Raw genomic sequence first — 22,496 nt, forward strand, 5'->3', positions numbered from 1 at the left:
ATGTCCGAAGATGAAGACGTCGAAGCCGAGAACGACGACGCAATCGAGTCGCTCGAAGACATCAGCGGTGTCGGCCCCTCGAAGGCCGACGCGCTGCGTGAGGCCGGCTACGAGTCGGTCGACGACGTGAAGGCAGCGAGTCAGTCAGAACTCGCAGACGTCGACGGCGTCGGTAACGCCCTGGCGGCCCGGATCAAGGCCGACGTGGGCGGACTCGAAGTCGCCGAAGAGACCGAGGCCGAAGTCGAAGACGAAAGCGAGGACGAAGAAGCCGACGAGGAGGTCGAAACGGAACTTCGTCCCCGCGGCTACGCCGACAAGACGCCCGAACTCGACGACGAGACGGCGCGTGCACTCGGCCAGAAGCACCGCGAGGGCAAGCCGGCGTTCCGTCGACAGAAGTACCACGCGAAGAAACGCGTCCCCGAATCCTACCGCAAACCCCGCGGCAACCTCTCGAAGCAGCGCCGCGGCATCAAAGGGAAGGGCGATATGGTCGAAGCGGGCTTCCGCTCGCCGAAGGCCGCCCGCGGACTCCACCCCTCGGGCTTCGAGGAGGTCCGCGTCCACAACGTCGACGATCTCGAGGGTGTCGACGGTGACACGCAGGCCGTCCGCATCGCCTCGAAGGTCGGCGGGCGCAAGCGTGAGAAGATCGAAGAGGCAGCCGAGGACCGCGAGATCCGCGTCCTCAATCCGACCTATGTCGAAGTGGAGGTCGAAGAGTAATGACGGATCTGAAAGCACAGAAACGTATGGCCGCCGACGTTCTCGACGTCGGTAAGGACCGCGTCTGGTTCGATCCCGACGAACAGTCCGAGATTGCGGACGCCATCACCCGCGAGGACATCCGTGACCTGGTCGATGAGGGAACTATTCGCGCCAAAGACGCGAAAGGGAACTCCAAGGGTCGCGCTCGCGAGCGCGCAGCGAAGCGCGCGTACGGCCACCGCAAGGGCCCCGGCTCCCGCAAAGGGCGGTCCGGCGGCCGGAAGAACTCGAAAGACGAATGGGTCAGCCGCATCCGCGCACAGCGTCGTCGTCTGAAGGAACTGCGCGACGACGGACCGCTCACACCGACGCAGTACCGCGAAGCGTACAACAAGGCGTCGGGCGGCGAGTTCGATGACGTGGCGCGGCTCGAAGCATACCTACAGAACAACTACAACGTAGAGATAGAATAATGGCAACAGGACCACGCTACAAGGTGCCGATGCGACGTCGCCGCGAGGTCCGGACGGACTACCATCAGAGGTTGCGCCTGCTGAAATCGGGCAAGCCCCGCCTCGTTGCTCGCGTGAGCAACAGTCACATCAGGGCGCAGCTGATCACCCCCGGACCCGACGGAGACGAAACGCACGCGGCCGCGTCCTCCGAGGATCTCGCCGAATACGGCTGGGAGGCTCCCACTGGGAACCTTCCGAGCGCGTATCTCACGGGATTCCTCGCTGGAACGCGAGCCCGCCAGGCCGGCCTCGACGAGGCCGTCCTCGACATCGGACTGAACACTGCGACGCCCGGTAACAAGGTGTTCGCGGTGCAGGAAGGAGCAATAGACGCTGGCCTCGAGATTCCGCACAACGAGTCGGTGCTTGCAGACTGGTCGCGTAACCGCGGCGAACACATCGCCGAGTACGCCGAACAGCTTGACGAGCCCCTCTACTCGGGGGACTTCGACGCCACGAACCTACCCGAGCACTTCGACGATGTGCTCGAACGACTGCAGGAGGACGTATGAGCCAACGCAACGACAACGGCTGGACGCCGCGCACGCGGCTCGGCCGAATGGTACAGGACGGCGACGTGACCTCGATGGAGCAGGCCCTCAATACGGGACTGCCACTTAAAGAGCCGGAACTCGTCGATCAGCTCCTTCCGGGGCTGGACGACGAGGTGCTGGACATCAATATGGTCCAGCGGATGACCGACTCCGGCCGTCGGGTGAAGTTCCGCTGTGTCGTCGCAATCGGTAATCGCGACGGCTACCTCGGTTACGCCGAAGCACGGGACGACCAGGTTGGCTCCGCGATTCAGAAGGCGATCGACGTCGCGAAGCTGAACATCATCTCGGTCGACCGAGGCTCGGGATCCTGGGAGGACTCCGCCGGCGGCGTCAACTCCCTCACCCGGAAGGCCGAGGGCAAGGCCGGTTCGGTCACCGTCGAGATTATGCCCGCCCCGCAGGGACTCGGGCTCGCGGCGGCCGAGACCGTCCGCAACATCCTCGAACTGGCGGGCGTCCAGGACGCCTGGACCCGCTCGAACGGGAACACGCGGACGACGGTCAACCTCGCGAAAGCGACGTACAACGCGCTGAAAAACGCCTCACAGTCGCGGACGCCTCGACGCGCCGCGGCCAAGCAGCGGGAAGCGGAGGTCAACGAGTGATGCAAGCGATCGTTCAACTCCGCGGCGAGGTCAATATGAGCACTGACGTGCACGATACACTCAAAATGCTCAACATCCACCGCGTGAATCACTGCGCGTTCGTCCCGGAGACGGAGACGTACCGCGGGATGATCACGAAAGTTAACGAGTACGTCGCACACGGCGAGCCAAGCGTGGACGCCGTCGAGACCATCCTCCGCACACGCGTGGAGCCCGACTCGGGCGATGCCGACGTCGACGAGGCGTGGCTGGCCGAGCACACCGAGTACGACGACTTCGGGTCGCTCGCCGAGGCGCTCATCGAAGAAGAAACCACACTGCGCGAGCAGGGCCTCTCGCCGGTTCTCCGGCTGCACCCGCCGCGCGGCGGCCACCGAGGCCAGAAGCACCCGACAACCGAAGGAGGTCAGCTCGGAAAGCATAACACCGAGGAAATCGACGAACTTCTGGAGGCAATGCGATGACCTCGAAGAAACGACGCCAGCGGGGCTCGCGCACGCACGGCGGCGGCACCCACAAGAATCGCCGCGGTGCCGGTCATCGGGGCGGTCGCGGCCGTGCCGGTCGCGACAAACACGAGTTCCACAACTACGAACCGATCGGGAAACACGGCTTCAAGCGGCCGGACGACTCCCAGCGAACCGTCGCTGAGGTTAACGTCAGTGAGATCGACGAGGACGTAGCCCTGCTCGCGGCCGACGGGGTCGCCGAGACCGAGGGCGACGCGTACCACGTCGATGCACGCGATGTCGCCGACGACGTCGAAGACGCCGGCATCGTGAAGGTGCTGGGCGGTGGTCAAGTCCGGCAAGAGCTCCACCTCGTCGCCGACGCGTTCTCCGAGAGTGCGATCAACCTCATCGAGGACGCCGGTGGCAGTGTCGAGCTCACCGAACGCGGCGAGGAACTCCTCGCCGAGGCTGAAGCCGAAGCCGAAGAAGACGAGAACGACGAGGAATAATCTATGGGATGGAAGGAGGCCGCCGAACCGGTGCTGACGCGGATGCCGTCAGTCGAACGTCCGGAGGGGCACGTCCCGTTCCGCCGGAAGCTCGGCTGGACCGCCGGGATTCTCGTGCTGTATTTCTTCCTGACGAACGTGACGATGTTCGGCCTACAAACCGGCGGCCAGGGTGGGGACTTCTACGGGCAGTTCCGTAGTATCCTCGCTGGGTCACAGGGTTCGATCCTGCAACTCGGGATCGGGCCGATCGTCACGGCGAGCATCGTGCTGCAGTTGCTCGGCGGTGCCGACCTGCTCGGATTGGACACCAACGACCCCCGTGATCAGGTGCTGTATCAGGGCCTCCAGAAGCTACTGGTGGTCGTGATGATCTGTCTGACGGGGCTCCCGATGGTCTTTGCCGGGAACTTCCTGCCACCGAGCGAGGCGCTCGCGCAGTCGCTCGGCATCGGGATGGGCGGCGTCCGCGGCATCATCTTCGCACAGATGTTCGTCGGCGGCGTCCTCATCCTGTTTATGGACGAGATCGTGAGCAAGTGGGGCGTCGGCTCCGGTGTCGGCCTGTTCATCATCGCCGGCGTGAGCCAGCAGCTCGTCGCCGGGCTGTTCAGTTGGCAGAGTCTCGGCGGGCAGAGCGGCCTCTTCCCGACGTGGATCGGTATCGTCACCGGTGCCGTTGACATCGGATCGCCGCTGACGGCCGGCGGGCTCTCGGATATCTTCCTCGGCCAGGGGCAGATTCTCGCGCTCATCACGACGCTTCTCATCTTCGCAATCGTCGTCTACGCTGAGAGCGTCCGGGTCGAGATTCCGCTCTCGCACGCCAATGTCAAGGGCGCCCGCGGTCGCTTCCCCGTGAAGCTCATCTACGCGAGCGTCCTACCGATGATCCTCGTGCGTGCGCTGCAAGCGAACCTCCAGTTCCTCGGGCAGATCCTGAACAACTGGTGGGCGGGGATGCCCACCTGGATCGGTCAGTACACCCAGGGGCAGGTCACCGGTGGCCTGTTCTGGTATATGGCGCCGATCCAGTCCCGACAGGACTGGATGTGGTTCCTCGGATTCACCTCCCAGGATCCCGGTGCCATCGCCGTCCGGGTCCTCATTGACCTGACGTTTATGATCATCGGCGGCGCGATTTTCGCGATCTTCTGGGTGGAGACGACGGGGATGGGCCCCGAAGCGACCGCCAAGCAGATCCAGAACTCGGGGATGCAGATCCCCGGATTCCGCCGGAACCCGCAGGTCATCGAGAAAGTGATGGAGCGATACATCCCACAGGTGACTGTCATCGGTGGTGCACTGGTGGGACTCCTGGCCGTCTTGGCGAATATGCTCGGTACCATCGGCGGCGTCTCCGGAACGGGGCTGCTGCTCACGGTCTCTATCACGTACAAACTGTACGAAGAGATCGCCGAGGAGCAGTTGATGGAGATGCACCCGATGATGCGCCAGATGTTCAACAACTGAGGCGGCGGGCACGACCGGTGGGCAGTGGTTCAGTTTTCTGCTGACTGTCCCGCTGGACGTCGTCCCGAATGTGGACGTCCGGTAACGCTTCTGCACCCGTTCGCGAGCGAAATCCGTCCCACGTGGTCGACAACGACGATACCCGACCGGAACCCCACGTCCGATGACAGTGATTTGATTTGGGAGGGACGCTATCGTAATCGCCGAAACCCGCATTCTTTTTATTACGGCGACCATCCTTGTCGGTGAAACACGGGCCGCTGCGGTTCGCAGAATGCGGTCCGCACACAACTGCCGCCCAGCAGATTTCGACCGCCCACAGTCCCCCAGAGACACGATGAACTGGTCAGCCCTCCTCCGCGTAGTCGTCGTGGTATCACTCGTAATCAGCGGTGCCGGTGTCGCGATAACGCCGGCTGCGGCCGCACCGGCAATCCAGGTGTCGTCGGTCACGGTGACGCCGGACGATCCGAACACCGGCGAGCAGGTAACGATCGAGACGGAGATATCGAACCTCCAAGAGAGCGACTCGACCGCCACGATAACCGATATTTACGTTCGGAAACCCGGAACGACAACCGAGTATGCTCGCGTAGAGAATCTCGGCGCGGTCGCCCCCGGCGGCTCGGTCTCGATTCCGGTGTCGGCGACGTTCGAGAACCCCGGTCAGAAGCGGCTCACTGTCAACGTCGTCGTACGACACAGCGGAGGGTTCCAGCGGTACAATTACCCGATCTACGTCGACGTGAGCGAGCCGACGGTGAAGGCCGACCTGACGGCGGAGTCTGCGGCCAACAGTTCCGGTACGAGAGTCACGCTCACAAATTACGGGAACGCGAACCTCACCGACGTGGAACTCACAGCGAGCGCCGACGGCGAACGGATTGGTCGGAACTTCCTGTTCGACGTCGAACCCAGTGCGAGCCAGTCGACGACGTTCGATACCGACGACCTCGCCAGCGAACAGATGACGGTCACCGCAAGTTACGAGGCCGCCGGTGCGACACACAACACTACGCTGGACGTCGATCTCGACGAAAATGCACCGGTCCGCGGCGACGTTCGGCTGACGAGCGTCGAAGCGACACGGACCGGTGCCGGCCTCCGGATCGAGGGTGACGCCGCCAACCTCGGCACGACGGATGCGGAGTCCGTCCTCGTGCGGATTCCGGAGGCAGAGGCGGTGCGCCCGGTCGCCCCGTCCGGCGAGTACTTCGTCGGGGCGGTCGAGGGCAGTGAGTTCGCCACGTTCGAACTCACCGCATCGACCCCGCCGAACGCGTCGGTATCGACGATCCCCGTCGAAATCACCTACGTGGTCGACGACGAGCGCGTGACGGAGACCCAGCGGTTGCAGGTGGATCCCGCGTCCGCGACGGTCCTCGGAGCCGAGCGAGCCGCCCCCGGAAGCGGTCCCAGCAGTGCCGGGCCCACAGGTACCGCCGGTGGACTGCCGCTCACGCTGATCGGGGGCGCCGTCGTGGCGCTCGTCGTCGTCGGAGCCGGAATCTACCGCTGGCGACAATGAGCGAGAGCGTCATTGAACTCGACGGCGTGGTGAAGCGGTACCAGAGCGGTCAGGAGACGATCGAGGCGTTAAAAGGCGTCGATTTTACTGCCAGCCGCGGCGAGATGGTGACGGTGATCGGGCCGTCCGGTTCGGGAAAGAGTACGATGCTCAATATGATCGGCCTGCTCGACACGCCGAGTGAGGGGACCGTCCACCTCGACGGCCACGACGTGACGGACTTCAGCGAAGACGAACTCACCGAGGAACGCCGGTCGGGGATCGGCTTCGTCTTCCAGGCGTTTCACTTGCTGCCGATGCTGACCGCGACCGAGAACGTGGAACTCCCCTCGATGTGGGATACCGACGTCGACCGGCGCGAGCGGGCGGTCGACCTGCTCGGGCGTGTCGGTCTGAGCGATCGGTTGAATCACACGCCGGATCAGTTGTCGGGAGGCCAGCAGCAACGGGTCGCCCTCGCGCGAGCACTGATCAACGAGCCCGATATTCTCCTAGCGGATGAACCGACGGGCAATCTCGATCAGGACACCGGCGCGACCATCCTCGACGAACTCACGCGCCTCAAACAAGCGGAGAACATCGCCATCGTGGCGGTCACGCACGACGAGCAACTGACGGAGTACGCCGACCGCGAGGTGAACCTCGTCGACGGGGTGATCGGCTGATGAGTATCACCGACCTCCTGTGGCGAATCCCGAGCGTCGGGATGGCCTGGCGGAACCTCGGACGGAGCCGAGTCCGCACGGCGCTGGCGACGCTCGGAATCATCATCGGCGTCGTCGCCATCGCCTCGCTCGGGATGGCTGGCGTCGCGATCCAACAGCAGGCGACGTCGAATCTCGGCGGGATCGCCGACGAGGTGACGATCAGGTCCGGCACGGACAGCACCACTGACGGCGTCACCCGAGAGCAGGTGGATCGCATCCGAGACGTCGTCGGTGACGCCACCGTCATCCCCGAAAAGACGAACAGCACCACGCTGACGGCGCGTGACGGAAGTGAGAGTTTCGTGAGCGTGACCGGATTGACGCGGGTGAGCGCCCTGTACGAGGTTTCCTCGGGCGACAACCCTGACCGTCTCCGCTCCGGGGCATTGCTCACTAACAGCACCGCACGACAGCTCGGGCTCGAAATCGGCGACCCAGTCGAGTATGACGGCCAACTCTATCGAATCAGGGGGCTGATCGAGTCCGGCGGCGGCGGGTTCGGTGGGGGCAGCGAACTCGTCTTACCGCTCTCAGCGCTCAGAGACCAGAACCACTACGACTCGGTGACGGTCGTCGCGTCCGACGGCGACGAGGCGCAGCGGATCTCCGACGCGGTCGAAACGCGGTTCAACGAGGGCAACGAGGAAATCCTGAGCGTCACCAGCTTCGCGAGCATTCAGGAGAACGTCGGGTCGTTCCTGGACACGCTGAACCTCGCGCTGCTCGGTATCGGCTCGATCTCGCTGGTCGTCGCGAGCGTCGCGATCCTCAACGTGATGTTGATGAGCACGATTGAACGACGGGGCGAGATCGGCGTCCTCAGGGCAGTCGGCATCCGCCGTGGAGAGGTCCTGCGGATGATCCTCGCCGAGGCCGCCTTCCTCGGCATCATCGGGGGGTTCGTCGGAGCGCTCCTGTCGCTGGGCGTCGGCCTCGTCGCCTTCGAGGTCCTCGCCGGGGACGCGACGCTCGTGTTCGGTTGGGCGAGTCTCCGCTACCTCTTGCTCGGCTTCGGCTTTGCGGTCGTCGCCAGCCTGCTGAGCGGCCTCTATCCGGCGTGGAAAGCCGCCAACGACCCGCCGGTCGAGGCGCTCCGGAGTTAAGCGGGCGGCGGCGGAGATGTCGGCCGAATCGTCGCGCTTTTGGCCGCAGATCCGGTACATACGAGTGACTGAATGGCCCGATACCACATCGAGACGTACGGTTGTACCTCCAACCGCGGCGAGAGTCGGCAGATCGAGAGTGCGCTCCGCGACGCCGGCCACTACCCCGTCGACGGCCCGGAGGCGGCCGACGTCGCCATTATGAACACCTGTACGGTGGTCGAGAAGACGGAGCGCAATATGCTCCGTCGGGCCAAAGAACTCGAAGCGGAGACGGCAGATCTCATCATCACGGGCTGTATGGCCCTCGCACAGGGCGAGGAGTTCCGCGAGGAGGAGATCGACGCGCAGGTTCTCCACTGGGATGACGTGCCCGCAGCCGTCACGAACGGCGAGTGCCCTACGCCCGGCCCGGGAACCGAGCCAGTTCTCGACGGCGTCGTCGGCATCCTGCCGATCGCCCGGGGCTGTCTGTCGAACTGCTCGTACTGCATCACGAAGTTTGCGACCGGTCGCGTCGACTCCCCGCCGGTCGAGGAGAACGTCGAGAAGGCCCGGGCACTGGTCCACGCCGGAGCGAACGAACTTCGAATCACGGGCCAGGACACCGGCGTCTACGGCTGGGACGAGGGCGAGCGAAAGCTCCCCGAACTTCTGGATCGGATCTGTACGGAAATCGAGGGCGAGTTCAAAGTTCGACTGGGAATGGCGAACCCCGGTGGGATCCACGGCATCCGTGACGAACTGGCAGACGTCTTCGACCGCCACGACGAACTCTACAACTTCATTCACCTGCCCGTGCAGTCGGGCTCCGATACGGTACTCGAAGAGATGCGCCGTCAGCACCGCGTCGAGAAGTTCACCGAGATTGTCGAGACGTTCGACGAGACGTTGGACTACTGGACGCTCTCGACGGACTTCATCGTCGGCTTCCCGACGGAGACCGACGAGGATCACGCCCAGAGTATGGCGCTCTTCCGGGAGGTCCGTCCGGAGAAAGTGAACGTCACCCGCTTCTCGAAGCGGCCCGGCACCGACGCCGCCGAGTTGAAGGGACTCGGGGGAACCCTCAAGAAGGAGCGCTCAAAGGAGATGTCCGAACTTAAGTACGACATCGTCGCGGAGGCGTACGAGTCGATGGTCGGCGAGACCCGCGAGGTGATGGCCGTCAGAGAGGGAACCGGCGATTCGATGAAGTGCCGCGACGACGCCTACCGGCAGATCATCGTGCAGAACGCCTCCGAGGAGGGGATCGAGCCAGGTGACACGTTCGCGGTGACCGTGACGAGCCACCAGACCGTCTACGCGTTTGGCGATCCGATCTGAGCCGAGTGCGAGACGGGAACGACGACACACCTGATCGGTTGGGTTTTTTCGGCCACCGACGGCGGGTCAATGACCCGGTCGCGTGCGACGGTGTCCCTCCGCGACGTCGCTGTTGTGATCGGGACCGTGCTTGTCGTCGGAGCGGGGCTCTTTGCTGTAGCTGGTGTGTAGCCGCCACTCGTGGCGATCGAGAGCCCGAGTGTGGAGCCATACTCGAGCGCGGCGATATGATAGTGGTCTCGGGAACGGACTGCTTCAGCGGCGCGGTCGCCGACGACCGCGGGATCGTCACCAGCGCTGCCGCCGACAGGTACAGTCGGCTCAGCGGTCGCGGCGACGTGGTCGTCTTCGATCCGCCCGAGCGGACCGACGCGCCGATCATTCACCGCGCGCGGTCCCGGGTCGAGGCGGGCGAAAACTGGTACGACGAAGCCAACGCCCCGTGCCTCGGCGGCGCGGACAACTGCGGCGAGGTGACTGCCTGCCCCGCACCGTACGACGGGTACGTCACAAGGGGTGGACAACAACGCGGCCTGCGACCAGGCCTCCGGAATTGCGCCGGTCGGACGACCCCCGTGGATCGAAGCGAAGGCCCAGTTCCGCATCCCCGAGTTGGGCCAGATTCAACTTCTCGTCGCCGGAGAAGCGCTCGCGTAGGTAATCTCTCCGTCGAGCGACTCTCGGTGGGTCAAGCCGAGTGGTCGGGAGCGGCGTCGTCTTCCGGCCTCGATTCGCCGTCGCGGTCGGCTTCAACGTCGCTCGCCGGATCGAATTCGCCGCCACCCCTATCGCGGTCAGCCGATTCGGATTCGACGAGTCGATCTGCCTCGTCGTTGGGTTTCCACTCGCCGAGTTCCTTCGGATCGACGTGGACGAACACGTCGTCGACCTCCGGCATCGCGCCGACGGACTCGACGACTTCGGATTCGATGTCGTGCGCCTCGAAGAGCGTCATCCGCCCCTCGACTTCGATGTGAAGGCTCACGTCGATCTCCGGTCCGACGTAGTGCGCGACGACGTCGTGTGCACCCCGGACTTGCGGATGTTCGAGCGCGCGTGCGAGGATCTCCCGCCGGAGTTCCTCGGGCGGCGCGGCTCCAACCAGATAGTTCACGTTGTTGCGGACGATTTCGTACCCGGTGTAGAAGATCCCGAGCGAGACGACGGCCCCGGCGATCGGATCGAGAACGGGGACGCCGGCGGACGCGCCGAGGACGCCGACGAGCGCTGCGCCGGCAGTGAGGATGTCGTTTCGGTTGTCCAGCGCGGCGGCGACGATAGCGGGTGAGTGCCGTTCCTCGCCGATCCGGAGGCAGTAGCGGTAGAGCCCGTACTTCGCGCCGGCAGTGACGACGAGGACCGCAACCGCCGCGGTTCCCCCGTTGACGCCGTAGGACCCCACGAGGATCGAGGTCGTGGCGTTCCACAGCACCGCGCCGCCGACGACGAAGACGCCGACCGCGACGAACAGCGAGACGAACGGTTCGATCCGCTCGTGCCCGTGGGGGTGCTCGAAGTCCGGCGGTTGGGTTGTGAGATAGAGTCCGGCGAGGACGACGAGGCTGTAAATGCTGTCGGCGAGGCTGTTGACGGCCTCAGAACCGACGGCGAGACTGCCAGTCGTCCACCAGACGCCGCCCTTCGCCAGCGCGAGCGCGAGGTTGACCCCGAGGACGACCGCCCCGACCCGGCGGACGACGCGTCTGCGGTCCTCGCTCATTGATCGCACCTTCCCGTGGGACGGCTAAGTCGCTTCGGTCCCGAACGACAGCGCGCAGAGTACCGACGCGAACAGAGACGGCACAACAGTGCGACGTGAACCGGGACAGCGCAGCGGACGATCAGGTCTCGAAACGGAGCCGAACCGCACGATCTGGATCTGGGTCGTGGTCTCGTTCCTCGAGATCGTCCCGTCCGTCCCTGTCGCTGGGCGCTGCCGCCGACAGCGACGCGAACGCCTCGTGGAGTCGGTCGTAAGTGTCGTCGAGGGCTTCGACGAGCACCTTTGTGTCGCCGATCACGGGCATAAAGTTCGTGTCGCCGCTCCAGCGCGGAACGAGGTGCGTGTGGACGTGATCGCTGATCGAGCCGCCTGCGGCCGATCCACCGAGGTTCTCGCCGGCGTTGACGCCGTCGGGCGCGAGTGCGGCGTCGAGCGCGTCGATGGTCGCGATCTTGAGACGGGTGTGATCCAGGAGTTCCGCGTCGGAAAGCGCGCCCCACTCACCGGTGTGACGGTCGGGGATGATCATCACGTGACCGGGGTTGTAGGGGTAGTTGTTCAGGATGACGAACGAGCGGTCGCTGCGGGCGACGATCCGGCTCTCTCTGTCCGCCTCGCGCTCGGGGAGTACGCAGAATGGGCAGCCGTCGATGGTGTCCTCGTGGTCGTCGCGTTCGACCCACTCGATCCGCCAGGGGGCGAATACCTGGTCCATCTCGCTCACGTCGTGATGATCTCGCAGCCGTCCTCGGTGATTACAACGGTGTGCTCGGCCTGACTGACCAGTTCGCCGTCGTCCTCTTTCAGCACCGGGTAGCCGTGGAGCACGCCCTGCTGTTCCAGCCGGCGGACGGCCATCTCCGAACGAGAGCCGTCCAGCCAGCGTGCCGCAAAGGGCAGCGTCTTGTGCTCGTCTTTCACCTGATCGAGGACCTGCCGGGCGGCGCGGTTCCGGACCGAGCGGTCGTTCTCCAGGCTGTAGATTTCCGCGTTCGTGCCCTCGGAGACCTTTCCGCTCCCGGTAGTCGCGAACGGCTCGATCGCGACCACGTCGCCGACTTCGAGTTCGACGCCGCGCTCGGTTCCCCGGTTTGGGATCGTCGGCCCGGTGTGGGCGTCCCACTGGGCGACACCGTGCCCCGAGAGGTTGAGGACGGGCGTGTAGCCGTAGCCCCGGATCACGTCCTCGATTGCGGCGCCGACTTCTCCGGTCTCGACGCCCGGTCCAACCACGTCGAGTGCGGCGTCGAGAGCCTCCTTGGCTGCCTCGACGAGTTCGGGGGTCCCCGAGAGATCGACCGTCACCGCCGCGTCCGCAATGTACCCATCGACGTGGACGCCGCAGTCGAGACAGACCAACTCCTCACCGAACTCGGTGTCGTCGTCGCGGCCGGGACTGGCGTGGGAGGCCTCCTCGTCGACGCTGATGTTCGCGGGGAAGGCACAGCCATCGGCGAGTTCCAGGATGCGGTCCTCGGCGAACTCCGCGACTGCCAGTTGGGTCACGCCCGGTTCGATCTTCTCGGCCGCTTCGTCGAGCACCTGTCGGAGGACAGACCCAGCCTCCTGGTACTTCTCCATCGTCTCGTCGTCGAGTGGTCCGTGGCTCATAGAAACACTGTCGGCCGAAGATACAAAAGAGGTTCCGAAGCCGAGAGTCGTCGCGGCCGCCCAGTCAGGTGGTCTACTCGTCTACGACGTCGTCGAGTACGTCACCGAGATACTCGATCTCCTCGGTGAAGATGCCGTGTCCGCGACCGTGGTAGCGGTCGAATCGCACGTCGGCGTTCAGTTCCTCGAAGACGGCGACGGTCCCCTCAGCGCGGGACATCGGAATGTGTGGGTCGTCGTCGCTGACGCCGAGGAAGAACGGCATCCCGCCGACGTCACCGGTGAAATCGAACGCAGTGCCCTCCTCGCCGATCAGTCCGCCGGAGAGCAGCGTGAGTCCCCCGTAGCGTTTCGGATCGCGGGCGACGAAGTGCGAAACGAGACACGCCCCCTGCGAGAAGCCGACCAGGAGGACCTTCTCGGCCGGAAGGCCACCGGATTGTGCGGCCTCGACCGCGCGGTCGAGATGCACGAGGGCTGAGTCGAGATGTGGCTGATTCGCCTCGATCGACGCGAGAAAGCGGTTGGGATACCAGGTGCCGCGCTGAGCCTGCGGGGCAACGTAGTGGACGCCTTCGCGGGCGAACTCCTGCGCGAGGTGGAGCATTCCGTCGGCGCGCGCGCCACGGCCGTGGACGAGCACGACGGCCGCGTCAGCATCCTCGGGCGAGACGCCTGCGGTGCGGATCGGCTGGTCGGCGTGGGGGTCGGCTCCACTCATTCGCCGGCACCTCCGTCCATCGTTGCTGGAGTGGTCGCTGGGCCGGTCTCGGCAGCGAGTGACGGGAGCGACGCCTCGATCTGATCGCGCTCGTCTTCGAGCCACGCGGGCAGTTTGAGTTCCGACCCGAGTTCCGCAGCCGGTTCGTCGATCGTGAATCCGGGGCCGTCTGTCGCGATCTCAAAGAGGATGCCGCCCGGTCCGCGGAAGTAGATCGACCTGAAGTACTGTCGATCCGTCTGCGGCGTCACGAACTGTCCGGCGTCTTTGCGTTCGTCGCGCCAGGCCAACTGCGTGTCCTCGTCGGGGACGCGGAAGGCGACGTGGTGGACAGTGCCGACGCCTGGGCGACCCCGCGGCGGACCGCGGTGGATGACGTCGACGACGGTCGCGTGATCGCCCTCGGCAGTGAATCGAACGCGGTCGGCTCCGTCGTCCGGTTCCGTCGTCGATCCGACGCGGGTGAACCCGAGGCGACCCAACACGTTCGCGGTCGCCTCCGGGTCCCCGGAGTGCAGGGTCACGCCGACGAAGCCGCGGAGTCCGTACTCCTCGGGGACGGGACCGCCCGGCCAGGGATCGATCGGGGAGTCGGCCGCGACGAGTTCGAGCGGTTGACCGTCGGGGTCGGTAAACGAGAGCACGTCCGCACCGAACCGGGTGTGTCGGCCCTCAACCGTCGCGTCGGCGTCGGTGAGGCGGTCCGCCCAGTAATCGAGGCTTCCCTCGGGGACGGCGAAAGCGGTCGCGACCGCCTGGCCGCGCCCCGGTCGTCCGGCCCGCCCGCCGTCGAACGGGAAGAACGTGAGCGCGGTACCCGGTGTGCCCGTTTCGTCGCCGTAGTAGAGGTGGTACGTCGTCGTATCGTCGAAGTTGACCGTGCGCTTGACGAATCGCAGCCCCAGAACCTCGGTGTAGAACGCGAGATTGGCTTCGGGATCGCCCGCAACGGCCGTGACGTGGTGGATGCCAGTGGTTTGCATAGGTGAAGCGAAGGTAGTATCGCTCTGTTATCTAGTATAAGTCCGAAAGGGTTTGTACCTTCGCGGACGAACCGGTACTCAGGTGACGTTCGTGTCCCCAGAACCCGACGAGAAGTCCGACCAGGAACCGTGCTCGGTGATCGACTCGCTCGAACAGATCGGCTCGAAGTGGCGACTGATCGTCCTGCACGACCTCCAGGAGGACGAAAAGCGGTTCAACGAACTCAAGCGATCGACCGACGCCAGTTCGCGGACGCTGTCCCGCGTCCTCGACGACCTCCAGGAACTGGGGTTCGTCAACCGGCGGCTGGAGGAGGATGCGCCGGTTGCGACGTTCTACTCGCTGACACCGAAAGGTCGCTCGTTGTGCCCCGTCTTCGACGAGATCGACGCGTGGGCTGACGAGTGGCTACATGCGACGCCGACGGGCGCTGATCCGGCGACAGTGGCCGCCGACGGCGGTTCCTCGAACGTCGAGGACGAGCAGAGCGACGAGGCGGCGGAGTAAGCGGTCTAGCCTCGGTCACTGTTCTTCGGAGTCACCGGCGGCAACCCGGTTCTCGACGAGCGGGGCCACAGTGCGACTGCCCCGGGTGTTTTTATCACTGCTTCCGTTCACCGGGTATGTCGAGCAACGATCGCCGGGAAACGAACACACCTGCTCAGGGGACGGAATCGGCCGGCCAAGAGTCCGTGACCATTTCGACCGGTCACACGGTAGAACTGCCCGTCAGGCTTCAGGCGACGATGCTGGGTGCGACGTTCGCTGCGCCGAAAGGCGAGGTCTCAGCGTTGCTTCCCGATCGTTTGGAGCCGATTCGGGCCACGCTGACGGGCGACGCGGCGGTGACACTGCTCAGCGTCGAGTACCACGCGGTCGACGTTCCCGGACTGGATCCGTACGACGAGTTCGCCGTCGTTGTTCCGGCGAGCCACACCGCGTCATCGAATGTGCCCTACATTTCTGCGATGCTGGAAGCGACGAACGGGTACGTCTGGGCGATGCCAGTCACGACAGCGCCAGCAAAGGCGTTCGGCGTCGACGTCTGGGACTACCCCAAGGAGGTCGCGGCGATCGATCACGCCGACGAGGGGTCCGTCCGCGAGACGACCGTTCGGGTCGACGGCGAGCGGTTCGTCAGCCTCGCGGTCGATCGGCCGCCGACAACAGCGGTCCGACGCGACGGACGCTCGTACACGCAGAAAGACGGTGAACTCCTCGAAGTTCCGAGCGAAATCGACGCCGAGATCGGTGGGTGGCCGTTCAGCGATCGTGTCTCGGTGTCGTTCGGAACGCAACACAAGGCCGAGCCGTTGGAGTCGCTCGACCTCGGGCCGAGAGCGCTCGGACGAATCCGCCTCGAAGGTGACCTGTTGTTTCACGCGAGCGAGCGGGTGTAGTCGGCGGCCTGACCCTCGGCCCCGGCGACGACCCTGCGTCCCTCAGACGCCCTCGACCAGCCGTTCGAGCTGCTCCGGTGGGACCGCTCCGCGGGCGGTGTGGCCCTTGTAGACGAACGTCGGCACGCCCGTGACGCCGCGCTGGCTGGCCGCCCGGAACTGCTCGCGGAGGGCCGTCCGTCGCTCGTCGTCGTCGAGCACGTCGTGGACGACATCCGCGTCCACGCCGACATCCGTTGCGAGGTCGACCAGTACGTCCGCAGAAGCGATGTCGCGACCCTCTTGCCAGAGCGCCGCGAAGACGGCCTCGTCGAAGGCGAGCCACGTCTCGTACCCCTCGCGATCTCGGATCGCGACCGAGACGAGTTGGGCAGGAAGCGAATCGACGTCGATTGCGAGGTCCAGTTCCATCTCGTCGGCCCCGTACTGGGCTTGGAGGCGGCGAACGTTCTGTTTGGCCTGTTCGTAGTACGCGTCGTCCTTGCCGTCGTCGGCGTCGTGGTCGATTGTCCCGTCGGGATTCCGCTTCCCCGAGCGGAGGTCGAACGGCCGCCAGTCGATCTGCAGTTCGGTCTCGCGACCCGCCTGAAACGCCTCGAGTGACCGGCGGCCGAGATAACAGAAGGGACAGACGTAATCGGAGTAGACCGTGATCGGCTCCGCGTCGGGACGATCTTCCGTCTCGGCGTCAGGTGTGTCCGACATCGTACGTCCGGGAAGGCGACCGCGACACAAGAAACCGTCCCGTCGGAGACGACCGCTGGGAGCCGCCACCTGGTTCTCTCTGAGCGGTCCGACAATCCCTCAAATCGGCCGGCAGAAATTGCGATTCGGCCGGTTCGCTCGGAATGATAACGGCAGTAATTTAGGCTCGGTACGGAAAGAGCCGGATGTTTATGAGCTACGACCAGGTCGAAGTCCCCGACGCTGGGGAGAAGATCACGCTCGCGGACGCCGAGACGGGTGAGTTGAACGTACCGGAGGCGCCGATCGTCCCCATCATCCACGGCGACGGCATCGGTACGGACGTCGGACCGGCGGCCCAGAAAGTGCTCGACGCCGCCGCCGACGCGACTGGTCGGTCCGTCGAATGGATGCGCCTCTACGCCGGCGAGTCCGCCCGCGAGCGCTACGACGAGAACCTCCCCGACGATACGGTGAGTGCGATCCGCGAGCACCGCGTCGCGATCAAGGGGCCGCTCACGACGCCAGTCGGGGCCGGCTACCGCTCGCTCAACGTCGCCCTCCGGAAGAAACTCGACCTCTACGCGAACGTCCGCCCGACGTACCACATCGACGGCGTCCCCTCGCCCGTAAAAAACCCCGGCGCGATGGATATGGTCACCTTCCGGGAGAACACCGAAGACGTCTACGCCGGCATCGAGTGGGAAGCCGGCACCGACGAGGTCCAGCGGGTCAAAGAGTTCGTCGAGGAGGAGATGGGCGACGACGACGTCATTCACGACGGGGCCGTCGGCATCGGCGTCAAGCCGATCACCGAGTTCGGGACGAAACGCCTCGTTCGCGAGGCGATCGACTACGCCATCGAGAACGGCCGCGACACGGTCACGCTCGTCCACAAGGGGAACATTATGAAGTTCACCGAGGGGGCGTTCCGGGACTGGGGCTACGAGGTCGCAACGGAGGAGTACGGCGAGGACGTCATCACCGAGGACGAACTCTGGGAGGAGCACGACGGCGAGACCCCCGAAGGCACGCTGGTCGTCAACGACCGCATCGCCGACAATATGCTCCAGCAACTCCTCACCCGCACCGGCGAGTACGAGGTCATCGCGACGATGAACCTCAACGGGGACTATATGTCCGACGCCGCTGGCGCACAGATCGGTGGGCTCGGCATCGCGCCCGGTGCGAACTTCGGCGAGGGGCTCTGTCTGGCCGAGCCGGTCCACGGCTCCGCGCCCAAGTACGCGGGCGAGGACAAGGTCAACCCGACGGCGATGATCCTTTCGGGCCGACTGATGTTCGAGTACCTCGGCTGGAAAGACGCCGGCAGGCTCATCCGTGACGCCGTCGAGAAGACCATCTCCGAGGGCGACGTCACGTACGACCTCGAACGGCAGATCGAGGGCGGCAACAAACTCGCGACGAGCGAGTTCGCCGAGGCCGTCGTCGAGAACATCGACGAACTCACCTGAGAATCGGGTTGGCAGCGCCGGGTTCTCTTTCTGAACCCCGGAGAGGCCTCTTCTCCGGGGGACGTCTCTTCTGAGTCGATCCGGATCGAGCCCAACCGCCTGGGCAAACGGTCACGGGCGTGTCTTGCCCACTTTCGGGTGTGATATCACCCGACAACGCCTCGAAGTGACACCCACGCCAGTACAGTCCATCGCTCCCGTTCGAGTCGCGCTCGACCCCACGACGCGGATGACCCGGGCGTCACTTTTTGCCGACGCGAACGCTAACAAGGAGTTGATGCTCCGTGCCCGCCTGCGGTTAGTGCTTCCCGAGGACATCTGGGTCCACGAGGTGTCTACGTCGTTTCCGGACGCGACGCTCCGACTGCTGACCGGCGTTCCGATGGGCGAGCGGGCGTTGGAACTCGGCGAGGTCCGAGCGACGGACCCACAACCCGTCGCCGAAGCCATTCGGTCCCATCCCGACATCGTTGACTACGAGACGCTGTACACCGGGGATCGACGAACCATCGCACAGTACGAGGCCGACGAACGGAGCCTGTATGCGTTTCTCTGGGACTCGTCGCTCCCCCCGGAGTTCCCCATCGTCGTCGAGGACGGTGAAATGGAGTTCGAGGTGACTGCGACACAGGCGCAGTTCGAGGCGTTCGGATCGGCGCTGGAGGAGACCGGCCGGCGATACGAGTTGCTGACGCTCGTACACACCGAGGAGGACGAGTCGCTCCTGACTGACCGCCAGCGGGAGTGCCTGATGGTCGCACAGCGACGGGGCTACTTCGAGGTGCCGCGCGGGTGCACGCTGGTGGAGTTGTCGGAAGCGTTGGGAGTGGACAAGTCGACAGCCAGCGAGACGATTCGGCGCGGAACCGCCCGCGTCGTTGAGCAGTTCCTGACCCGTCGCGAGTGAGTGGGGCCGGAGCGAGGAGTCCCCAGGGTGGGGCGGCCCACCGGAGCGCGTCTCAGTACCGAGAATCGTCCGCGAGCGAGGCGAAGGTTCAAATCCGATCGCGCGGAATCGGCGTGTATGTACGCTGTCGTGGGGTGTACCGACTGTGAGCACCTCTGGCTCCTGAAGAACGCGCGGACGGCCGAGACCGCCACGTGCCCGCGGTGCGGGCGGACCCACCAGACGAAGAAACTCCGTCGGTTCGTCGAGGAGGAGGACCGCGAGGCGGCCAGACAGGCGCGCTCGGCCCTGCTCGCGAAGCAGGGCGGCAACAGCGAAGCGTTCGCGGAGACGGCTCACGTCGCCGAGATGGAGCGCGACATCGACGACAGCGGCGTCGGCGAACGCGAGTACCTCGAGGGGGCGGGCCTCGACGCCGACGAGGTCGCGGCCGCGGGCGAGCGGGCCTCAGAGGGGCCGGGCGGATCCGGATCGACCCGTCTCGACGTCGTTCGCGACGCCCTCCGGACGCTGGAGCGGCCGACGGCCGACGAGGTCGCTGACTACGCCGAAGAACGCGGCGTTCCGGGCGAGAAAGCGCGTACGCTGCTGGAGAAACTCGCCCGGCGCGGCGAAGCCTCCGAGTCACGAGGCCGCTACCGGCTTCTCTGACGATGCCAGAGACAGGGGCCGCTACGGCGGGCATCGTCGGAACGGCCGTCCGACTCCTCGTGGGCGCGTGTTTCGTCGGCGGCGCTGTCGCGGCGGTCACCGGCCGCCTCGTGCTGGCGGGAGGTGGGTTCCTCGCCGGACACACCCTACTGGCCGCAGCGGCGGTGATCCAGGGGCAGCGCCGGCGGGGGGTCGGGCTCTCGTTCTCGGGCATCGGCTGGCTCCTGGCCTCGCTGGGGCTGGCAGTCGGGCAACAGGGTTCCGGATCGTCCCCGGAGACGTCGCTACTCGTCGGCGGTCTCGGGCTGGTGGCTGTCGGAACCCTGCTACTCGTCGGGCCGTTCGGGGGCTAACTCAGGCAATCGCGACCTCTGTGACGGGTCGATTACCGGCCCAGTTCGGCGTGCGCGCTCGAAAGGTGCCGGGAGGACAGCGCTGAGAGCAGTGAGAGTTCGCCCGCGAGCGCGCCGACCGCGGTGTACTCCGCGAGGGCGTCCGCATTCGATCCTGCAGGGTCGCCGCCGCCGCGGATGCCGAGAATGTCGAGCGCTTCCGCCTGCGTGGGAAGTTTCGTCCCGCCGCCGACAGTGCCGACTTCGAGCGAGGCGAGCGAGACGGAGAGATAGAGGTCACCGTCGCGCTCCTCGGCCGTCGTGATGGCGTTCGCGCCCTCGACGACCTGGGCCTCGTCCTGCCCGGTTGCGAGGAACATCGCGGCGACGACGTTGGCGACGTGGGCGTTGAATCCGAGGCCCCCGGCCTTCGCAGACCCGACCAGGTTCTTCCGCGTGTTGAGTTCGGCGACGTCATCCGGCGTGGTATGGAGGCGGTCCACGACGACCTCACGAGGGATCGTCACGTCGGCCGTCACGGTGCGACCGCGTCCCTCCACGGCGTTGATCGCGGCGGGTTTCTTGTCGGTGCAGAGGTTGCCCGACAGCGCCACAAGTTCGGCTCCGGTCTCCGACTCGACGACGTCACAGGCGGCCTCGGTGGCGATGGTGGCCATATTCATCCCCATCGCGTCTTTGGTGTCGTAGCGGAAGCGGATGTAGACCGAGTTGCCGACGACGTACGGCGTCACGTCGTCGAGTTCGCCGTGGCTCGTCGTCGATTCGGCGGCCTCAGTCAGTCGGTCGACGTTGTCGCGGACCCACGAGACGAGGGCTTCGGCCTCGATGACGTCGGTTACGCGGAAGACCGGGGCACGGGTCATCCCCGATTTGAGGACGCGGGCGTTCGCGCCACCGGCCTGCGAGAGCACCGAGCAACCGCGGTTGATACTCGCGAGCAGCGCGCCCTCGGTCGTCGCAAGCGGCAGATACGCCTCGCCGCTGGCCGCCCCGCCGTTCACTTCGACAGGGCCGGCGACGCCGATCGGGATCTGGACAGTCCCGATCATATTCTCGATGTTCGACTCGGCGCGCTCGGCCGGGAAGCCGTAGTTGCCGACGGTACCGAGCGACGTGCCCGTCTCCCTGTCGACGACGAGACGGCGGGCCGCCGTCGCCGTGTCGGCGTCGGCGTGATCGTCGAGTTCGTGTAGCGCGAGATCTCCGTCGCGGACCCGTTCAGCGAGCGATTCCGCGCCCGGGGCGTCGGCGGCGTCGGTCATACGCGCTCATTCTGCGGGGCGTCCCTAACGCGTTCCGGTTCCGCGCGTCGGCCCTCCGGAGGCGCAGTCTGATCCCTCGGCGGCCACACGCCCGCTTCCGGGCCACACAAATACGATGAGCCCTATGAGGGGATATGGTCTCTATACTCGGCTTCGTCGTGCAGTTGTTCACGAGCGTCTTCGACCTCGTCGTAATCTTCTTCTCGGATGTCCTCCTCGGCGTCGATCCGCTCACCGCGATCTCATTCCTAGTCGGGGCGGGACTGACGACCGCAACGGTGGCGTACTTCGCGTACCTCGTCGCGGGCGCGGCGTTGAATCTGCTCACCGGCGCCGGATCGAGCGCGCAGGAGTCCGAACCGAAGCACCCGACCAAATAATCGATCACGACAGCGGGCCCCGGTCACGCCCCTCAGGCGTCGAACGACCAACCGCGGATCGCCTGTCGAACGAAGTCGGTCTCGACCTCGCGGAAGTGCGCGGTGCTCTCGCCGTGATCGCCCCACTCGAAGTCGCGGACGACCACGACCGGGGTGCCGCCGTCGCCCTCCCCGGCGATGAGGTTCGCGGCCGCGGCCAGTTCGTCGGCGACGTTCTCCACGGCGACGCCCAGCTCGCGCCCGTCCCTGTCGGTCTCTCCGCGCCAGTCACGGGCGGGAGCCATCCCGTCCCAACCGATTGCGACGCCGCGTTGGCCGTGTCGGAACGGCCGGCCGCAGGTGTCGGTGACGATCACTCGCTCGGCTGGCAGGCCGGCTTGCAGACGTGCGGCACTCTCTGCGGGTCGCTTCGGGAGCAGCAGTAGATCCCCGTCGGGAACGTTCGAGCGGTCGATACCGGCGTTGACGCCGACGTGACCGAAGCGCGTCTCCGTTAGGAGAAACGGCGACTCGATCAGGATCTCGACGCTCTCTTCGAGGACCGCCTGCGCGAATCGCGGATCCTTCTCGTCGCCGGTCTGTGCTTCGATTGTCGCAGCGATTTCGCAGGCGCGAGGCCCCGCCGGGAAGTCCGCGAGTGCAGCGCTTCGGTCTTCGACCTTCGAGACGACCGTGGACGCGACGCAGACGACATCGTCCGGGCGGAGGTCGACCCGCTGGCGGATCAACGCCGCGAGGTCGTCGCCCGCGCGGATCTCCGGGAGACCGGGGACGGCGAACAGTTCCATACCGGAACCGCGCGCCGGTCGCTGAAAAGCGTCGCGACCACGACCGGACCCAAAGAGTCGTTTCCGCCCGG

Annotated in this window: 27 protein-coding genes; 19 read left to right on the forward strand and 8 right to left on the reverse strand. The window is 65.7% G+C overall.

Features of this window, described 5'->3' with window-relative positions:
* From ABEI27_RS12380 to ABEI27_RS12435, 12 genes are all read left to right on the forward strand, one after another.
* Positions 1–729: a 50S ribosomal protein L32e gene (locus ABEI27_RS12380; protein ID WP_375799711.1), complete on the forward strand. Its 729-nt coding sequence runs from the start codon at positions 1–3 to the stop codon at positions 727–729.
* On the forward strand, positions 729–1,184 hold the full coding sequence (locus ABEI27_RS12385) for a 50S ribosomal protein L19e (protein ID WP_375799712.1): 456 nt from the start codon (positions 729–731) through the stop codon (positions 1,182–1,184). The genes ABEI27_RS12380 and ABEI27_RS12385 overlap by 1 nt, the downstream gene beginning before the upstream one ends.
* Entirely contained in the window at positions 1,184–1,738 is a 555-nt protein-coding gene (locus ABEI27_RS12390) for a 50S ribosomal protein L18 (protein WP_375799713.1), read from the forward strand. Before ABEI27_RS12385 ends, ABEI27_RS12390 begins: the two co-directional genes overlap by 1 nt.
* Positions 1,735–2,388, forward strand: a complete 654-nt coding sequence (locus ABEI27_RS12395) for a 30S ribosomal protein S5 (RefSeq protein ID WP_375799714.1) — start codon at positions 1,735–1,737, stop codon at positions 2,386–2,388. Before ABEI27_RS12390 ends, ABEI27_RS12395 begins: the two co-directional genes overlap by 4 nt.
* Positions 2,388–2,852 (forward strand): 50S ribosomal protein L30, encoded by a 465-nt coding sequence (locus ABEI27_RS12400; protein ID WP_375799715.1) that lies wholly within the window; start codon positions 2,388–2,390, stop codon positions 2,850–2,852. Before ABEI27_RS12395 ends, ABEI27_RS12400 begins: the two co-directional genes overlap by 1 nt.
* A complete protein-coding gene (locus ABEI27_RS12405) occupies positions 2,849–3,349 on the forward strand; it encodes an uL15m family ribosomal protein (protein WP_375799716.1) in 501 nt (166 codons plus the stop codon). The genes ABEI27_RS12400 and ABEI27_RS12405 overlap by 4 nt, the downstream gene beginning before the upstream one ends.
* A 3-nt stretch (positions 3,350–3,352) precedes the next feature.
* A complete protein-coding gene (secY, locus tag ABEI27_RS12410) occupies positions 3,353–4,822 on the forward strand; it encodes a preprotein translocase subunit SecY (protein ID WP_375799717.1) in 1,470 nt (489 codons plus the stop codon).
* 337 nt (positions 4,823–5,159) lie between these two features.
* A complete protein-coding gene (locus ABEI27_RS12415) occupies positions 5,160–6,350 on the forward strand; it encodes a hypothetical protein (protein ID WP_375799718.1) in 1,191 nt (396 codons plus the stop codon).
* Entirely contained in the window at positions 6,347–7,015 is a 669-nt protein-coding gene (locus ABEI27_RS12420; protein WP_375799719.1) for an ABC transporter ATP-binding protein, read from the forward strand. Before ABEI27_RS12415 ends, ABEI27_RS12420 begins: the two co-directional genes overlap by 4 nt.
* A complete protein-coding gene (locus ABEI27_RS12425) occupies positions 7,015–8,160 on the forward strand; it encodes an ABC transporter permease (RefSeq protein WP_375799720.1) in 1,146 nt (381 codons plus the stop codon). The genes ABEI27_RS12420 and ABEI27_RS12425 overlap by 1 nt, the downstream gene beginning before the upstream one ends.
* Before the next feature lie 72 nt (positions 8,161–8,232).
* The gene (locus ABEI27_RS12430) at positions 8,233–9,486 is read left to right on the forward strand and encodes a tRNA (N(6)-L-threonylcarbamoyladenosine(37)-C(2))-methylthiotransferase (protein WP_375799721.1); all 1,254 of its coding nucleotides are present in this window, start codon (positions 8,233–8,235) and stop codon (positions 9,484–9,486) included.
* A gap of 516 nt (positions 9,487–10,002) precedes the next feature.
* The gene (locus ABEI27_RS12435; protein ID WP_375799722.1) at positions 10,003–10,143 is read left to right on the forward strand and encodes a hypothetical protein; all 141 of its coding nucleotides are present in this window, start codon (positions 10,003–10,005) and stop codon (positions 10,141–10,143) included.
* 31 nt (positions 10,144–10,174) lie between these two features.
* Here the strand turns inward: ABEI27_RS12435 and ABEI27_RS12440 are convergent, their stop codons facing one another.
* The 5 genes from ABEI27_RS12440 to ABEI27_RS12460 all read right to left on the reverse strand — a co-directional run bounded on the left by ABEI27_RS12440 (position 10,175) and on the right by ABEI27_RS12460 (position 14,524).
* Positions 10,175–11,206: a cation diffusion facilitator family transporter gene (locus ABEI27_RS12440; RefSeq protein ID WP_375799723.1), complete on the reverse strand. Its 1,032-nt coding sequence runs from the start codon at positions 11,204–11,206 to the stop codon at positions 10,175–10,177.
* 121 nt (positions 11,207–11,327) lie between these two features.
* Positions 11,328–11,924, reverse strand: coding sequence for an HIT domain-containing protein (locus tag ABEI27_RS12445; protein WP_375799724.1), 597 nt, complete (start codon positions 11,922–11,924; stop codon positions 11,328–11,330).
* Positions 11,925–11,929: 5 nt separating this feature from the next.
* Positions 11,930–12,820, reverse strand: coding sequence for a type II methionyl aminopeptidase (gene map / locus ABEI27_RS12450; protein WP_375799725.1), 891 nt, complete (start codon positions 12,818–12,820; stop codon positions 11,930–11,932).
* Positions 12,821–12,893: 73 nt separating this feature from the next.
* On the reverse strand, positions 12,894–13,541 hold the full coding sequence (locus ABEI27_RS12455; RefSeq protein ID WP_375799726.1) for an alpha/beta hydrolase: 648 nt from the start codon (positions 13,539–13,541) through the stop codon (positions 12,894–12,896).
* The gene (locus ABEI27_RS12460) at positions 13,538–14,524 is read right to left on the reverse strand and encodes a ring-cleaving dioxygenase (RefSeq protein WP_375799727.1); all 987 of its coding nucleotides are present in this window, start codon (positions 14,522–14,524) and stop codon (positions 13,538–13,540) included. Before ABEI27_RS12460 ends, ABEI27_RS12455 begins: the two co-directional genes overlap by 4 nt.
* 91 nt (positions 14,525–14,615) lie before the next feature.
* On the opposite strand from ABEI27_RS12460, the gene ABEI27_RS12465 reads away from it, so the two are divergent.
* Together ABEI27_RS12465 and ABEI27_RS12470 are read left to right on the forward strand one after the other, a co-directional pair.
* On the forward strand, positions 14,616–15,032 hold the full coding sequence (locus ABEI27_RS12465) for a winged helix-turn-helix transcriptional regulator (protein WP_375799762.1): 417 nt from the start codon (positions 14,616–14,618) through the stop codon (positions 15,030–15,032).
* Positions 15,033–15,148: 116 nt separating this feature from the next.
* Positions 15,149–15,925 (forward strand): acetoacetate decarboxylase family protein, encoded by a 777-nt coding sequence (locus ABEI27_RS12470; protein WP_375799728.1) that lies wholly within the window; start codon positions 15,149–15,151, stop codon positions 15,923–15,925.
* A 42-nt stretch (positions 15,926–15,967) separates the two neighbouring features.
* Here the strand turns inward: ABEI27_RS12470 and ABEI27_RS12475 are convergent, their stop codons facing one another.
* Positions 15,968–16,630, reverse strand: coding sequence for a DsbA family protein (locus tag ABEI27_RS12475; RefSeq protein WP_375799729.1), 663 nt, complete (start codon positions 16,628–16,630; stop codon positions 15,968–15,970).
* 191 nt (positions 16,631–16,821) lie between these two features.
* Between ABEI27_RS12475 and icd the strand changes: the two genes are divergently transcribed.
* From icd to ABEI27_RS12495, 4 genes are all read left to right on the forward strand, one after another.
* A complete protein-coding gene (gene icd, locus ABEI27_RS12480) occupies positions 16,822–18,084 on the forward strand; it encodes an isocitrate dehydrogenase (NADP(+)) (RefSeq protein WP_375799730.1) in 1,263 nt (420 codons plus the stop codon).
* Between the two features lie 166 nt (positions 18,085–18,250).
* Positions 18,251–18,991 (forward strand): helix-turn-helix domain-containing protein, encoded by a 741-nt coding sequence (locus tag ABEI27_RS12485; RefSeq protein ID WP_375799731.1) that lies wholly within the window; start codon positions 18,251–18,253, stop codon positions 18,989–18,991.
* A 117-nt stretch (positions 18,992–19,108) separates the two neighbouring features.
* On the forward strand, positions 19,109–19,642 hold the full coding sequence (locus ABEI27_RS12490) for a DUF5817 domain-containing protein (protein WP_375799732.1): 534 nt from the start codon (positions 19,109–19,111) through the stop codon (positions 19,640–19,642).
* Between the two features lie 2 nt (positions 19,643–19,644).
* Positions 19,645–19,995 carry a hypothetical protein gene (locus ABEI27_RS12495; RefSeq protein ID WP_375799733.1) on the forward strand — a complete coding sequence of 117 codons (351 nt, stop codon included), beginning with the start codon at positions 19,645–19,647 and terminating at the stop codon, positions 19,993–19,995.
* Between the two features lie 32 nt (positions 19,996–20,027).
* Here the strand turns inward: ABEI27_RS12495 and hmgA are convergent, their stop codons facing one another.
* Entirely contained in the window at positions 20,028–21,257 is a 1,230-nt protein-coding gene (gene hmgA / locus ABEI27_RS12500; RefSeq protein WP_375799734.1) for a hydroxymethylglutaryl-CoA reductase (NADPH), read from the reverse strand.
* A 134-nt stretch (positions 21,258–21,391) separates the two neighbouring features.
* Between hmgA and ABEI27_RS12505 the strand changes: the two genes are divergently transcribed.
* Positions 21,392–21,637: a hypothetical protein gene (locus tag ABEI27_RS12505; protein ID WP_375799735.1), complete on the forward strand. Its 246-nt coding sequence runs from the start codon at positions 21,392–21,394 to the stop codon at positions 21,635–21,637.
* 32 nt (positions 21,638–21,669) lie between these two features.
* Here the strand turns inward: ABEI27_RS12505 and ABEI27_RS12510 are convergent, their stop codons facing one another.
* Complete coding sequence (locus tag ABEI27_RS12510; protein WP_375799736.1) at positions 21,670–22,425, reverse strand: coenzyme F420-0:L-glutamate ligase; 756 nt, start codon at positions 22,423–22,425, stop codon at positions 21,670–21,672.
* Positions 22,426–22,496 lie beyond the last annotated feature (71 nt).

It is taken from the genome of Halobellus sp. (assembly GCF_042218505.1).
GTDB lineage: Archaea > Halobacteriota > Halobacteria > Halobacteriales > Haloferacaceae > Haloquadratum.